The organism is Halomonas sp. H33-56, assembly GCF_040147035.1.
Taxonomy (GTDB): Bacteria; Pseudomonadota; Gammaproteobacteria; order Pseudomonadales; family Halomonadaceae; genus Halomonas; species Halomonas litopenaei.
In genome coordinates, this window is record NZ_JAMSHP010000001.1 from 937,061 (window position 1) to 952,017 (window position 14,957).

At 66.1% G+C, this 14,957-nt stretch carries 12 protein-coding genes; 9 read left to right on the plus strand and 3 right to left on the minus strand.

Annotation, left to right across the window (positions count from 1 at the left end):
* Positions 1–54: 54 nt before the first annotated feature.
* Together NFH98_RS04295 and NFH98_RS04300 are read right to left on the minus strand one after the other, a co-directional pair.
* Complete coding sequence (locus NFH98_RS04295) at positions 55–489, minus strand: PAS domain-containing protein (RefSeq protein WP_108131386.1); 435 nt, start codon at positions 487–489, stop codon at positions 55–57.
* A 397-nt stretch (positions 490–886) separates the two neighbouring features.
* Complete coding sequence (locus tag NFH98_RS04300; protein WP_108448146.1) at positions 887–2,197, minus strand: MFS transporter; 1,311 nt, start codon at positions 2,195–2,197, stop codon at positions 887–889.
* Between the two features lie 110 nt (positions 2,198–2,307).
* Here NFH98_RS04300 and NFH98_RS04305 point away from each other — a divergent pair, with 110 nt between their 5' ends.
* Both NFH98_RS04305 and NFH98_RS04310 read left to right on the plus strand, forming a co-directional pair.
* Positions 2,308–2,577 (plus strand): Rdx family protein, encoded by a 270-nt coding sequence (locus NFH98_RS04305; protein WP_045991043.1) that lies wholly within the window; start codon positions 2,308–2,310, stop codon positions 2,575–2,577.
* Between the two features lie 131 nt (positions 2,578–2,708).
* Positions 2,709–3,605, plus strand: coding sequence for a DMT family transporter (locus tag NFH98_RS04310; protein ID WP_348815457.1), 897 nt, complete (start codon positions 2,709–2,711; stop codon positions 3,603–3,605).
* A gap of 16 nt (positions 3,606–3,621) precedes the next feature.
* Here the strand turns inward: NFH98_RS04310 and NFH98_RS04315 are convergent, their stop codons facing one another.
* Positions 3,622–4,320 carry an arylesterase gene (locus tag NFH98_RS04315; RefSeq protein ID WP_221621128.1) on the minus strand — a complete coding sequence of 233 codons (699 nt, stop codon included), beginning with the start codon at positions 4,318–4,320 and terminating at the stop codon, positions 3,622–3,624.
* Positions 4,321–4,456: 136 nt separating this feature from the next.
* Here NFH98_RS04315 and NFH98_RS04320 point away from each other — a divergent pair, with 136 nt between their 5' ends.
* The 7 genes from NFH98_RS04320 (at position 4,457) to NFH98_RS04350 (ending at position 14,930) form a co-directional block, all read left to right on the plus strand.
* Positions 4,457–5,209 (plus strand): ABC transporter ATP-binding protein, encoded by a 753-nt coding sequence (locus NFH98_RS04320; RefSeq protein ID WP_108448147.1) that lies wholly within the window; start codon positions 4,457–4,459, stop codon positions 5,207–5,209.
* Positions 5,206–7,824, plus strand: coding sequence for an ABC transporter permease (locus NFH98_RS04325; protein ID WP_349622270.1), 2,619 nt, complete (start codon positions 5,206–5,208; stop codon positions 7,822–7,824). Before NFH98_RS04320 ends, NFH98_RS04325 begins: the two co-directional genes overlap by 4 nt.
* A 123-nt stretch (positions 7,825–7,947) precedes the next feature.
* The gene (locus tag NFH98_RS04330; protein ID WP_348815461.1) at positions 7,948–9,456 is read left to right on the plus strand and encodes a polyphosphate kinase; all 1,509 of its coding nucleotides are present in this window, start codon (positions 7,948–7,950) and stop codon (positions 9,454–9,456) included.
* Between the two features lie 141 nt (positions 9,457–9,597).
* Complete coding sequence (locus NFH98_RS04335) at positions 9,598–10,983, plus strand: hypothetical protein (protein ID WP_045991046.1); 1,386 nt, start codon at positions 9,598–9,600, stop codon at positions 10,981–10,983.
* Positions 10,984–11,201: 218 nt separating this feature from the next.
* A complete protein-coding gene (glyA, locus tag NFH98_RS04340; protein ID WP_348815462.1) occupies positions 11,202–12,467 on the plus strand; it encodes a serine hydroxymethyltransferase in 1,266 nt (421 codons plus the stop codon).
* Between the two features lie 295 nt (positions 12,468–12,762).
* Positions 12,763–13,713 carry an HAD-IIB family hydrolase gene (locus NFH98_RS04345; RefSeq protein WP_348815463.1) on the plus strand — a complete coding sequence of 317 codons (951 nt, stop codon included), beginning with the start codon at positions 12,763–12,765 and terminating at the stop codon, positions 13,711–13,713.
* Positions 13,710–14,930: a glycosyltransferase family protein gene (locus tag NFH98_RS04350; protein ID WP_348815464.1), complete on the plus strand. Its 1,221-nt coding sequence runs from the start codon at positions 13,710–13,712 to the stop codon at positions 14,928–14,930. Before NFH98_RS04345 ends, NFH98_RS04350 begins: the two co-directional genes overlap by 4 nt.
* Positions 14,931–14,957 lie beyond the last annotated feature (27 nt).

A 14,957-nucleotide genomic window follows, 5' to 3' on the forward strand; every position in this document is an offset into this window, starting at 1 on the left:
GTTGGCTATATAAGCGGGAATCGAGAAAAGTGCAAGAGGGAGGCGTGGACTGGCTCAGGCGCTGTCGGCGCCGTCACGCAGGCGATCGATCTCGGCCAGGTTGGCCACACGTTCGCTGACGTCCTTCTGGACGCCGATGAAGTAGACCAGCTCGTCACTTTCGTCCAACACCGGGGTCAGTGACAGCTCGTTGTAGAACAGGGTGCCGTCCTTCTTGTAGTTGCGCAGAACTTCGCGGCAGGGGCGCAACTCCTTCAAGGCCTTGCGCACGACGTCGAGGGCCGGCTGGTCGGTATCGTCGTTCTGCAGAAAGCGGCAGTCGCGGTAGAGGATCTCGTCCGCGCTGTAGCCGGTCAGGCGCTCGAAGCCCTGATTCACGTAGATCAGGATATGCTCGTCGCCTTCCTTCTCGGCCACCACGATCCCGTCTTCCGAGGCGTTGACGATGCGTTCGAGCAGTTCCGGGGCGATCATGTTCGGTCGTGTCATGGGACGTCCTGTTGCGGGCTTGGCGTTACACCCTTGTTGCCTGGTAATCAGGGGCCGGGGATTCAGGGGCCAGGATGTGCACCAAACCGGTAGTCTCTCGTAGACGGTTTGTGCGCAACCTCGGGATGTAATGATGGCTCTAATCGGCAAAATTTGATGCTAAGCATGGCCAGGCGGCGAGATTAAATCAATGGTCCGCTAAGGAAACGCTGCATAAATTGCTGCGCTCGACATCTCGACCGCCGGCGGTACTCAGGGTCCTCATTTAACCCATGTAAACTCGAATCCTTGCGTTCCGGCGGCAACCGACCTGTCATCGCTCGCGACATTTCTTCAGCGCTTCCTGTCGTCTTTGCTGTGGCGGTAGTGTGGAGCGGACGCTGAGGCAGCCCTTGCGTCACTCTACCTCCGGCAGGCGCAGCGCGCTGAGGGCGGCCAGGGCGGCGGTGGCGGCCAGCACCAGCAACAGCGGGCCGGCGCCGAGCCATTGCGCCAGAGCACCGATCACGGCGCCGACGATCAGCATCAGCACGCCAGTGATGGTGTTGGACAGGGCCACATAGAGGGCACGATTGTCGGCGCCGGCCATGTCGACGATGTAGGTCTTGCGACCGAGGCGAATGCCCGAGTGGACGATGACCAGCAGCGCATAGACCAGGGCGTAGGGCCAGACACTTGCGCTCATCGACTCGGGCAACCAGGCCAGCGATGCCCCCAGCAGGCAGCACAGGGTGGTACCGATGGCACCGTCGCGCATCACCGTTTTGCTGGAGGCATCCGAACGCTTGCCCCAGATGGGGCTGGCGACCATGCCGGCGACCCCGGATACCACGATCAGAAGTCCCAGTCCGCCAAGTTCAGTACCGCCGTTGTCCTGGGCCATCAGCGCGACATAGGGCAACGCCAGGGCGCTGGACAGCAACAGGGCGCGGGTCAGATTGAAGTTACGAAAGGCGGCGTCGTCGCGCATCAGGGCGAGGCCGGTCTTGACCGAATCCCAGGCGTTGGCGCCGCCGTCGGTGGCGCCTTCCGCTTCTTCGATGGCGGCGGCGCACAGCGCATTGAGGGTCCATCCCAGCGCCGCCACGCCAAGCAGCACCGCCAGGGCGAGCTCACCGGGGCGGTCGTCGAACAGCACCAGCACCGCACCGGCGGCCAGGGTCACGGCGCCCGCCACGCTGCCGCTCCAGCCCATCAGGGTCCCGCGACGTTGCTTGGAGATGGTCTTGCCGAGCACGTCCTTGGTGGCGATGGACGACAGCCCCCGGGCCAGCGACAGGGCGACCAGGGCCAGCAGTACCAGGCCGCCGCCAACACCGCCTGAACCGATCAGGGCAAGAACCGACAGCGCCGCGGCGGCCAGCGCCTGGAGCAATCCACCGACCACCCAGACGCCCTTGCGCCGAGGTTTCAGGCGGATAAAACCGGCCACGAACAGTTGAGGCAGCAGGGCGCCGGCCTCGCGAATCGGCACCAGCAGGCCGACCATCCAGGTCGGCGCGCCGATGGCGCCCAGTAGCCAGGGCAGGACCAGACGAGCGCTGGAGAGCTCGTCGGCGAGCTTGTTGCCGAGCGACGCCAGCAGATGCAGGAAGAAGTTGCGCGGCTGCTCATCGCAGGCGCTGTCCGGGATGTCCTTGCACAGGCGACTGTCCTCGTCGCCGGTGAGCCACTCGTAAAGTCGCGTCTGGGTTTCGCCACTGGCCATGGAGGCTGTCCTGACTGTTATGATCGAGGTTTGAGGGAATACGGTGTACACGCTGCCTTGCAGCGCGTTGCCGGTGTTTCCACCTACGTGCTGGAACAGGGAGGCTGAACGTGGCACGCATTCGGATTATCTACTGTACGCAATGTCAGTGGCTCTTGCGTAGTGGCTGGTATGCCCAGGAGCTGCTCTCGACCTTTGGCGAGGATCTCGAGGAGGTGACGCTGGTGCCTTCCCACGGCGGACATTTCGAGATCCGGCTGGATGACGAGACCCTGTGGGAGCGCAAGCGAGATGGCGGCTTTCCCGACGTCAAGACGCTCAAGCAACGGGTCCGCGACGGCATCGCTCCCGAGCGCGATCTGGGCCATCTGGACCGTTGAACGTTGCCGATGGTCATCCTGTGTTGACGGTCTGAACGTGGGCTCGATGGCGTCATCCTGATTGACCGCGTTCCCCTTCGCGTGGCCATGGCTCGCGGCTCCTTACCCTCATCTTTACCCCAGGGAATGTCATGACAACTGATCGACAGGCCATGGCCTTCGGCCTTGGCGCCGTGGCGTTGTGGTCCACGGTGGCCACCGCCTTCAAGCTGGCGCTTGCCCATATGAGCCCGCTGGAGCTGATGTGGCTGGCGGCACTGGTGTCCTGGGCGCTGATGAGCGTGCTGATGCTGCGGCGCGGACAGCTGCATCAGGCACTTCGTCGCGGCTGGCGCACCGCTGTGTGGGCCGGGCTGATGAACCCGGTGGCCTACTACCTTGTGCTGTTTGCGGCCTATGACCGGTTGCCCGGACAGGAGGCCATGGCGCTCAACTACACTTGGGCGCTGGCCATGGCCCTGCTGGCGGTGCCGATCCTCAAGCAGCGGTTGACGCCGATGGACGTGGTGGCCGGCCTGGTGGCCTACGCCGGGGTCTGGGTCATCGCCACCCGCGGCCAGGTTTTTGACGTGTCCTTCGCCGATCCTCTGGGCGTCGCACTGGCGCTGGTGTCGACGCTGATCTGGGCGTTGTACTGGCTGTTCAATGCCCGCGACCGGCGTCCTCCACTGGTCGCCCAGTGGCAGAACTTCAGCGTCGGGGTGCCGGTGCTGACGCTGCTGATGGTGCTGGGGCCAGGCTTTCAGTGGCACGGCAGTGCCGCCCTGGGCGCGGGCATCTATGTCGGACTGTTCGAGATGGGCGTCGCTTTTGTGCTATGGCAGGCGGCGATGCAGCGGGTGTCGCGCACCGCCAAGGTCTCCAACCTTATCTTTCTGTCACCACCGGTGTCGCTGATGCTGCTCTACCTAGTGGTGGGCGAGCCGATACTCCCCTCGACCCTGATCGGATTGGTGCTGATCCTGCTGGGGCTTGGGCTGCAGCAGTGGCAGAAGGCGCCGGCTCACGTCGAGCCATCCTCCTCGTAGGGGCCCGCGGAGCGCCTCAGGAGGCGCTCGCTTGCTCGCTGCTTTCTTCGCTCGCGCTGCTGGTCGAGGCAGCTTCGGTTCCCTCTGATTCTTCGGTCTCGTCCAGCAGGGGCGCAAGGCTCGGCCAGACGTTGTCGAGCAGCCTCGGCTGGGCTTCGGCGGTGGGGTGGATGCCGTCGTCCTGCATCAGCTCCGGGTCCAGCGCCACGCCTTCGAGCAGGAAGGGCACCAGCGGCACCTCATGGGTGTCGGCCAGTTCTCGAAAGACCCCGGTGAAGGCCTGACGGTAGGCGTCGCCGTAATTCGGGGGAATATCGATACCCAGCAGCAGCACCTGGGCGCCGGCGGCCTGGCTCTTTTCGATCATGCCTTCGAGGTTTGCCGACATCTGGCTCGGCGGAAGGCCCCTGAGTCCATCATTGCCGCCCAGCTCCAGCAGAACGATGTCCGGGTCGTGCTGTCGGAGGAGTTCAGGGAGACGGGTGGCGCCCCCGCCAGTGGTTTCGCCGCTGATGCTGGCATTGACCACCTCGGCGCGGTGCGCCACTCGCTCGGCCAGCAACGCCACCCAGCCGGCGTCCCGTTCGATGCCGTAAGCGGCGCTCAAGCTGTCGCCCACTACCAGCAAGGTCGGCGGGGCTGTGTCAGACTGGGCCCAGACCGACCCCGGCACAAGGGCGGTCAAGACGCAGGCCATCATCAGCGTCTTCAGCATCCGCCTGGCGGGCGTTGCCCGGCGATCCTGCGCTCGTCTTCCTGACGTCGTGGCATCAGCAGCGCCGAAGCGCGAGGCTCCAGAAAAAAACCGCCGTGCCGCCCCAAACGTCCAAGTCCCAGGGAATGCCATCACCATGTCGCTGTCTCCTTCCGAGAATACCGTCCCGACCACCGTGCTGCGTGCGCGAGGCCTGTCCAAGCGGGTCGCCAGCGGAACGCGGGAACTGACCATCCTGCGCGAGCTTGAGCTCGACGTACAGTCCGGCGAGAGCGTCGCCATCCTCGGCCAGAGCGGTGCCGGCAAGTCGACCCTGCTGGCGCTGCTGGCCGGTCTCGATACGCCGAGTGCCGGCGAGCTTGCGATGTTCGGTACATCGCTTGCCGAGCTCGACGAGGACGGTCGCGCGGCGCTGAGAAACACCCGAGTGGGCTTCGTGTTTCAGAACTTCCAGTTGCTGCCGACCCTGACGGCGCTGGAAAACGTGCTGCTGCCGACCGAGCTGTCGACCCTTGCCAACCGTGAGGCCCGTGCCACCGACTGGCTCGGTCGAGTGGGGTTGGGCGAACGCCTGGATCACCTGCCCAAGCAGCTGTCCGGCGGCGAACAGCAACGGGTGGCGCTGGCGCGGGCCTTTGTCACTGGCCCCGAGCTGGTGTTTGCCGATGAACCGACCGGCAATCTCGACCCGGACACCGGGGAGCGCATCATTCAGACCCTGTTCGAGCTCAACCGTTCCGAGGGCACCACCCTGGTGCTGGTTACCCACGACCACGCTCTGGCGAGGCGCTGCGATCGGTGTCTGCGCCTGGCCGACGGCCAGCTCACCGAGGTGACATCCAAGCTTCCAGCCGAGGCGCCAGACGCCCAGCGGGAGGCCTCGGCATGAGTGAGCGAAGCTCCACGGCGAAGGGCCAATTGGGACGTCAGCTGGTGATGGCGGCGCGCTCTCTGCGGCGCGATCTTCGTGCGGGTGATGTACGCGCCTTGCTGGTGGCGCTGACCCTGGCGGTGGCCGCCTCGACCATGATGGGGTTCTTTCTCGACCGGCTGGAACGTGGTCTGACCCGTCAGGCTAGTCAGATGATGGGCGGCGATGTGGTGCTGGAGCAGTCCGATCCCTTCGCTCTGGAGATCCGGGAGCGTCTGGAAGGCGCCGGCATGCGCCTGAGCGACCAGGTCGATCTGGTCTCCATGGCCAGTCGCGATGGCGCCTTTCAGCCGGTCAGCATCAAGGCGGTGGACGAAGACTATCCACTCTACGGCGTGTCCCGGGTCGACCAGGGCGCCGGCGTCGAGGAGCTCGCCAGTGGCCCTGCGCCAGGCGAGGTGTGGCTGGCGCCGAGGCTCGAGACGCTGCTGGACATCGAACTCGGCGATAGTCTGACGCTCGGCAGGGGCGAGTTCCAGGTGACCGGCTGGATCGAGCGGGAGGCCGACCAGTCTGCCGGCTTCGGCAGCTTCAACCCGCGGGTGATGATGCACGTCGACGACGTCGAGGCGACCGGGCTGATCCAGCCCGGTTCGCGCATCGAGTTCGAGATCCTTGCGGCCGGCTCGCCCCAGGCGGTGGAGACGCTGTCGCCCTGGCTTGCCCGCCTGCGCGCCGACGGCGTCGAGGTACGTGACGTGCGCGAGGACCGGCCGCGGCTGGGCTCGGCGCTGGAGCGAGCCGAGACCTACCTGAGCCTGGCCGGTCTAGCCGCCGTGCTGCTGGCCGGGGTGGCGGTGGCCATGGCGACGCGGCGCTACGTTGATCGCCATCTGGATACCGCCGCGCTACTGCGCTGCTTCGGCGCTTCCCAGCGGGACCTGGCGCGTATCTTCACCTTCCAGCTGGCCGGTCTGGCGCTGGTGGCCTCGCTGATCGGCGCGCTTCTGGGGCTGGCGGGACAGGCGTTGCTGCTGGGCTTGATGCAGCGTTTTTTACCGCTGGAGCTGCCGCCTCCCGGAGCGTTGCCGTTGTGGCTCGGCGTGCTGACGGCACTGGCCGTGCTGACCGGCTTTGCAGGGCCGACCCTGCTGCGCTTGAAGCGGGTTAGCGCACTCAAGGTACTGCGCCGGGAGCTGGACCCCTTGCCCGCCTCCGGCTGGTCGCTGCTGCTGGCGGCGGCGCTGGCCTTCGGTGCTCTGCTTTGGCTGTACTCCGGCAGCCTGGGGCTGGCGGCGGGGCTCTTGGCCGGCGGCATGGTGGCACTGGGCGTACTGTGGGGCCTGGCGGGCTTGATCCTCGATGGACTGTTGCGTCTGGCCGCGCGGCTCGACGGTGGTGATCCCGCTGGTCTGCGCGGGTCGTTGCGTCTGGGCGCTCGGCAGTTGGCGCGCCGTCGCAACGCCAGCCTGGGGCAGATGCTGGCGTTCGCGGTGACCTTCTTCGCCATGACCATGATCGCCTTGGTGCGGGGCGATCTGTTGACCACCTGGCAGGCGCAGTTACCCGAGGACACACCCAATCACTTCGCGATCAATATCCAGCCCGGCGAGCGCGACGACTTCGAGCAGCGGCTCGAGGCCATCGCCGAGGCCAGCAGTGATCTCTACCCCATGGTCCGCGGGCGTATCACCGCGATCAACGGCCAGCCGCCGAGGCAGGCCGTGCCCCCCGAGGCGAGGGGAGAAAACGCCCTGCGCCGGGAGCTCAACCTGACCTGGCGGGAGGATCTGCCGAGCGGTAATCGTCTGGTGGCCGGCGAATGGTTCACCTCGCGCGCCGAGGCCGGCGGCTGGCTCGACGAGGTGGACGCCCAGCCGTCCTCGGCGCCCGCAGGCGATGACGTCGCCGAGACGGCGCCGATCTCCATGGAACGAGAACTGGCAGAACGTCTGGGGCTGGCGCTGGGGGATCGTTTAAGTTTCACCATCGGCGCCGACACCCTGGTCGGTGAGATCACCAGTCTCCGCGACCTCGATTGGGACAGCTTCAAGCCCAACTTCTACGTGATCTTCCCGCCTGGTGTGCTGGAACGCTACGGCCATAGCTACATCACCGCCTTCTATCTGGAGCAGCAGCAGAAGCGCGAACTGGGGAGCCTGGTCCAGGCCTTTCCGGGGGTGACGCTGCTCGACGTGGATGCCCTGCTGGGGCAGGTCCGTGAGGTGCTGGGGCACGTGACCCGGGCGGTGGAAGTGGTGCTGGCCTTCGTGCTGCTGGCCGGGGTCAGTGTGCTCTACGCCGCGTTGATCGCCAGTCAGCCGGTACGTGCCCACGAAAGCGGCTTGTTGCGCGTCTTTGGCGCAGGTTCCCGTCTGCTAGCGCGGGTGCAGTGGGCTGAATTTGCCGTTCTGGGACTGGCCAGCGGCCTGATGGCGGCGCTGCTGGCGGAGGTCGCCACGGCCGCGTTATATCTGCTGTGGCTGGATCTGCCGCCGCGGGTGCATCCCAGGGTCTGGCTGCTGGTCCCGACGCTCGGCGCTGTGGTACTGGGCCTGGTAGGGCATCTGTTGTCCCGTGGCATTCGTCGACAGGCGCCGGCGGCGAGCTTGGGGCTGCTGGGCGAGGCCTGAAAGGCGAATCATCATGAAAGGGCGGAGCGTCTCACGAAACGCGAAGCGCCTCATGCAAAGCGAAGCGCCTTATGCAAAGCGATGCGCCTTATGAACAGGGAAGTGCGTCATGAAGGAGCGACGATGACCAGGACCAAGGTGGCAAAGGGAAAGAAGCGGGGCTCAACCAGCAACGCCTCTCGCAAGAACGCCTCCGGCAAGACCATGTCCGCCGAGGAGTGTCAGCGGTTTCGGCTGCTGTCGGCCCAGCTGGAATTGGCCCAGCGAGCGGATCGGGCAGTGGTAGTGCTGGTGGCCGGTCACGCCGCCACCGGCAAGGGCGAACTGATCAACCTGCTCAACCACTGGCTGGAGAACCGGTTGACCGAGGTGCACGCCCTGGTGCCCGGCGACGAGGAGCGCCGACGACCTTACTGGTGGCGATTCTGGCGACGTCTTCCAGGGCGTGGCCGGCTCGGGGTGTTCGTCCATGGCTGGGTCGGCGATGCGGTGCTGGCGCGGGCCTCCCGCGCCTTGGGCGAGGGCGCCTACAATGACCGCATCGAACAGATGCGTCAGTTCGAGGCGGAGCTTGCCGCCGACGGAGTTCGCCTGGTCAAACTGTGGCTGCAGATCGATGCAGACACCCAGCGACAACGACTCGAGGCCTGGGCCGCCGACCCGGCCAGTCGCTGGCAGGTCACCGACGAAAAGTGGCGCCGCCACGCCCAGCATGGCCTGCTCGATGAGCTTGCCCGCGACCTGCGTGCGCGCACCCACTGTCGCCACAGTCCCTGGATCGAGCTCGACGCGAGCCCCGGCAACGACCTGCTGCCCCAGGTGGCCGAAGTCCTCGAGAAGGTCATGGCAAGCCCTGTCCCGGCCCTCGAGCGCCCCGAGACTCCCCCACTGAATGCCATCGCTCCCCCTCGGCTCGACGCCCTCGAGCATGACGACCCGCCCCCCCGACTCAAGAAGCGCGACTACAGCGAGCGCCTGGCCGACGCCCAGGCCAGGCTGGCCCAGCTGGCGCGCAGTGCCGCGCGCCAGGGAGTGCCACTGGTGGTGGTGTTCGAGGGCCATGACGCTGCCGGCAAGGGCGGCGGCATCCATCGCCTGACCTCGGCGATGGATGCACGTCAGTACCGTGTGCATCAGATCGCTGCGCCCACCGAGGAGGAGCGCCAGCACCCGTGGCAGTGGCGCTTCTGGCATCGTCTGCCCCGCGATGGCCGGGTGGCGATCTTCGACCGCTCCTGGTATGGCCGGGTGCTGGTGGAACGGGTCGAAGGCCTCGCCGATGAGCGGGACTGGCGACGCGGCTTTGAAGAGATTCGCCAGTTCGAGGCGCGCCTGCTCGAGCACGGCACCGTGCTGGTCAAGCTGTTCCTGGCCATCGACAAGGACGAGCAGCTCGAGCGTTTCGAAGCCAGGGCCGAGACCCCTCACAAGCGGCACAAGCTCACCGACGAGGATTGGCGCAACCGCGAGCGCTGGGACGACTACCAGCAGGCCATCGACGAGATGTTCGCGGAAACTCATGCCCCTGGCGGCGAGTGGGTGCTGATCGACGCCAACGACAAGCGTCGGGCGCGCCTGGCGGTGATCGAGGAGGTGAGTCGGCGGTTGTCGGCGCGCCTGCCGCTGGATTGAGTGAACGATGTCCTGTTAACACTGCTGAAGGCCTGTCGACGGATTCGTTCAGGCGCTACAGTGAAGGCTGACACAACAGCCGTATCGGCAAAGATCGTTGGTGTTTGCCAGGTTCTATTTTCACACCGGAGGTGAAAGTTCATGAAGTGCCGTCTGTCTTCCCGCCACGCCGTCCCTTTCGTGGCGCTGCTTTCTCTGGGGGCGAGCGTCGCCCAGGCCGACGCCGAACGTCTCGAGGCTGACCTGCGTGCGGCCCTGGAGCGTGAAGGTACCCTCGAGATCGGCGAGGTATCCGATGAGCTGCTCGGCAGCACCACCAGCGCCGAGAACCTGACCCTGACCGGCGACAACGGCGAACGCCTGACCATCGCGCGCTACCTGGTCGAGGGCGACTACGACGCACCGGAAGAAGTGGTGCTCGAGGACATCGAGCTGGTCGACCGGGGCGCCAGCATGCTGCTTGAGCGGCTGGTGTTCGAGGAGCCCGGCCAGCCTGTGCTCGATCTGCGTGATCTGCCCTGGGATGAAGACAACCCGCTGGCCGGGATTAGCCTGGAAGGACTGGTGATGGATCAGCGCCAGGGCAAGGTGGGGGCTGACCTTCCCTGGGGCGACTATCCCGGACGCATCGAGATCCAGAGCCTGGGCGCCAGCGACGTCAGCGCCGATGCCATCGGCAGCCTGACGCTGACCGGGATGAGCGGCTCCAGCGACAACTTCGAGGAGCTCGGGGCCGGAACCTTCTCGCTGCCGTCACTCAGTCTGACCGGCCTCAAGGGGCTTGCGAGCGACGCGCCCACGGTGGACGCCCTCGAGCTCGAGGACCTGGAGATCGCCACCGATCGCCTGGTGGCAAGCCTTGAGCATCTGGTGGCCGACGGCGACATGAACGACGGCGAGTACAGCGGGCGCATGGACAACCTGACGGTGGATCTGGCCAGGATGATCGAGCTGGCGCCGGTGGACGAGCGCACCCAGCTACGCCTGGTCAGCAACGTGCTGACCGATGGCTCCGGACAGCTCACCCTGGACGCCGACATGGACGGTACCTGGGAGGCCAGCGGTGCCAATGGCCAGGTGGCCAGCCGTTTCGAGATGACCGCAGCCGATGCCTTCCGCCTCGGCTTCGACAGTGACCTGCCGGTAAACCTGCCCAAGGGCCAGGACCCTGCGGCCTACTTTGCCGGCCTCGAGGACTGGACCGAGCTGGACACCCAGGGCGGCGACGTCTCGCTCAGTCTCAGCGATCTGGGCGTGTTCGGGCGTATCGCACCGGTGGTGGCAGCGACCCAGGGGGTGTCCGAAGACGCCCTGCTCGAACAGCTCAGGACCCAGTCCGAAGGCTTCGGCATCATGATGGGACCGCAGATCGGCGCGGTGCTCACGGGGCTGGTGCAGATGATGGCCGGCGAGGCCAGCGAGATGTCGATCGACCTCAGCCTGCCACCCAGCCGACAGCTCCAGAAGCTGGCCCAGGACCCGCTGGGGCTGCCCCAGGCTCTGTCCATGGAAGTCACGATGGACTAGGGCTTGGCCGAAGGGTCGTGGCGCTCGCCGGCGTTTCGGGCTGAGCCTGGAAAAGAGCGCCCGGTGGGCCACGCTTCAGTCTGACTGAAGCCAAGATGAGAAATCATGCAGCAGCCCATGACGGTCTTTCATGTGAAAGCGGTCATGGGCTGCGCTATGATGGCGGCCCGCTTTTCGCGATTGCCCCTTGAATCCCCCGCTGCGAGGTTATGCCGCCGATGTTCAGCCGTGATATGCAGATTGCCGGTTTCGATGATGCCCTGTTCGATGCGATGCAGAAGGAAGTCGCCCGTCAGGAGGCTCACATCGAGCTGATTGCCTCCGAAAACTACGCCAGCCCCCGGGTGATGGAAGCCCAGGGTAGCCAGCTGACCAACAAGTACGCGGAAGGCTATCCCGGCAAGCGTTACTACGGTGGCTGCGAGTACGTCGACGTGGTCGAGCAGCTGGCCATCGACTATGCCAAGGAGCTGTTTGGCGCGAGCTACGCCAACGTCCAGCCGCACTCCGGCTCCCAGGCCAACGGCGCGGTCTTCCAGGCCCTGGTCAAGCCCGGTGACACCGTGCTGGGCATGAGCCTCGACGCCGGCGGTCACCTGACCCACGGCGCCCGCCCGAACTTCTCTGGCAAGCACTACAATGCCGTGCAGTACGGCATCGACGAGTCCGGCCGCATCGACTACGACGAGGTGGCCCGCCTGGCCCGCGAGCACCAGCCGAAGATGATCATCGCCGGTTTCTCCGCCTACTCCCAGGTCATCGATTGGGCACGCTTCCGCGAGATCGCCGACGAGGTGGGTGCCTTCCTGCTGGTGGACATGGCCCACGTGGCCGGCCTGGTTGCCGCCGGTGTCTATCCGAATCCGCTGCCCCACGCCCATGTGGTCACCACCACCACCCACAAGACCCTGCGCGGTCCGCGTGGTGGCCTGATCCTGTCCGCCGAGAACGACGCCGACATCGAGAAGAAGCTGCAGTCTGCGGTCTTCCCCGGTGGCCAGGGCGGCCCGCTCGAGCACGTCATCGCGGCCAAGGCGATCTGCTTCAAGGAGGCCATGGCGCCCGAGTTCAAGACCTACCAGCAGCAGGTGGTCAAGAACGCCCAGACCATGGCCAAGGTATTTATCGAGCGTGGCTACGACGTGGTCTCCGGCGGCACCGAGGATCACCTCTTCCTGCTGTCGCTGATCAAGCAGGGCCTGACCGGCAAGGACGCGGACGCCGCCCTGGGTCGTGCCCACATCACCGTCAACAAGAACGCCGTGCCCGGTGATCCGCAGAGCCCCTTCGTGACTTCTGGCCTGCGTATCGGCACCCCGGCGGTCACCACCCGTGGTTTCGGCGAGAGCGAGTGCGGTAATCTGGCTGGCTGGATCTGCGACATCCTCGACGTCATGGCCAAGGGCGAGTCCACCGAGGTCATCGAGGCCGAGGTCAAGGCCAAGGTGGAAGACGTCTGCACCCGCCTGCCGGTCTACGGCTGAGTGCCCGGCGGGATGACCCGCCGCTCAGGCCACCAATGACACCCCCGAGAGCCCCGCTCTCGGGGGTGTCGTCGTTCTGGGGCTGTGTGCTTGCAGCGGGGCGTCGGCAGTCGATGCACCATTGTGGTGCCTTATCCTGCACCGGACACGGCCGCGCCCGCCCCGGACCTGACGGGGCCTCGTTGCGCTGACGTCTACCTTCCCGTCATCTGCTTGTTTTCCCGTTGCTCTGTTGAGCGCTGGCGCAGCCCTTGCTTTGCATCTCGGTGAACCCTTTTGATGCGAAGGTCCCACCATGCACGCCAGCACGACTCCCCGAATCGGTGCCTTCGACGGGCCCAGGCTGCTGTTCACCGACCTGGATGGCTCGCTGCTCGACCACCATGACTACGGCTGGAAGCCCGCCGAGCCCTGGCTCGATGCCCTGCGTGAGGCCGGCGTTGCGGCGATCCCGGTGACCAGCAAGACCCGCAGTGAACTGCTCGGGCTGCGCCAGCAGCTCGGCCTCGCCGATCGCCCCTTTATCGCCGAGAACGGCGCGGTGATTGCGCTGCCCCCCAGCTGGTGTCACGCCCGACGTGAGGGACAGCCGGGCCCGGATGGCCTGGTGATCCGCACCCTCGGGGTGGATATCGGGCTGATTCGCCGGCGGGTGGCGATCTGGCGTGAGCGGCTGTCCGCGCGCTTTCTGACCATGAGCGAGATGGCGCTGGAGGACGTGGTGGCCTTCACCGGTCTGGATGAACAGGAGGCTCGCCTGGCACGCCTGCGCGAGGGCAGCGAGCCGCTGTTGTGGGAAGACGACGAAGCGCTGCTGCAGCGCTTTCGCGAGGGCCTGGCCAGTGACGGCCTGCGCATGACGAGGGGCGGGCGCTTCTGGCACGTGCTCGGCGACACCGACAAGGGCCAGGCGGTGCAATGGCTGTGCGCCCGCTTCGAGGCGCTCAAGGGCCGACGCCCCGAGACCCTGTCGCTGGGCGATGGCCCCAACGATGTCGCCATGCTCGAGGCCACCGATGCGGCGGTGGTGATTCGTGCCCGCCATGGCCTCGACGTGTCCCCGTGCCAGCCGCGCTTGTATCGCAGCGAGGCGCTGGGCCCCAGGGGCTGGGCCGAGGGGGTTGCGCACTTCTGGGGAGAGCAGGACGCGGCGGAGCCTGCCAGCAGCGCTGAGGCCGGCAGCGTAGATGCCGGCGGCGCCGACGACAAGGATCATCACAAGCTGGGCGAGGAGGGTGAGGCATGAGCGATTTCCACCAGAACGGCATCATCACCGACTTTCACAACCTGACCCGGCGCAAGGTCGAAGACCTGGAGGCGGATCTGGAGCGCTTCGGCCGCCAGCGCCCGCTCGGGCTGATCCTGCCGTCATTGTACTCGGAGCTGGAAGGACCGGCGCTGGACGCCATCGTCGAGTCCCTGGCCCAGGCGAGCTATCTGTCGGAGATCGTGATCGGCCTCGATCGTGCCGACCGGGACCAGTTTCTGCGGGCACGCGAGTTCTTTTCGCGCCTGCCCCAGCACCATCGCATCCTGTGGAATGACGGCCCGCGCCTGAGCGAGCTGGACGCGCAGCTGGCCGAGGAAGGCCTGGCGCCACAGCAGCCGGGCAAGGGCCGCAATGTGTGGTTCTGTGCGGGCTATGTGCAGGCATCCGGGCGCACCGCCGCGGTGGGGCTGCATGACTGCGATATCCTGACCTACGACCGCGGCCTGCTGGCACGGCTGATGTATCCGGTGGCCCACCCACGCTTCAACTACGCCTTCTGCAAGGGCTACTACCCGCGTATCGCCGAGGGCAAGCTCAACGGCCGGGTCTCCCGGCTGATGGTGACCCCGCTGCTGCGGGCGCTAAAGATCATGCACGGGCCCTTGCCTTACCTGGACTACCTGGACAGCTATCGCTACCCGCTGTCGGGGGAGTTCTCGATGCGTACCGAGGTGCTGGACAACATCCGTATCCCCGCCGACTGGGGGCTGGAGATCGGGGTGCTGTCCGAGGTCCACCGCGACCACTCCACCAATCGGCTGTGTCAGGTGGATATCGCCGACGTCTACGACCACAAGCATCAACCGGTGTCCGCCGATGACGCGGCCACCGGGCTCAACCGCATGAGCCTGGATATTGCCAAGGCGCTCTATCGCAAGCTGGCCACCCAGGGTGTGGGTTTCTCGTCGGAAGGCTTTCGTACCCTCAAGGCCACCTACTATCGCCTGGCCCTCGACCTGATCGAGGCTTACGACCACGACGCCACCATGAACGGGTTGAGCCTGGACCGTCATGCTGAGGAGCAGGCGGTGGAGCTGTTTGCCGCCAATCTGATCGAGGCCGGTAACGCCTTTCTCGACAACCCCAGGGAGAAGCCCTTTATCCCCAGCTGGAACCGCGTGCGTGCGGCCTTGCCGGACCTGCCCGAACAACTATATAGCGCGGTAGAGGCCGATAACGCGGGGGATGTCTAAGGCTTTGACGAAAAGTGTCTGCGCTCG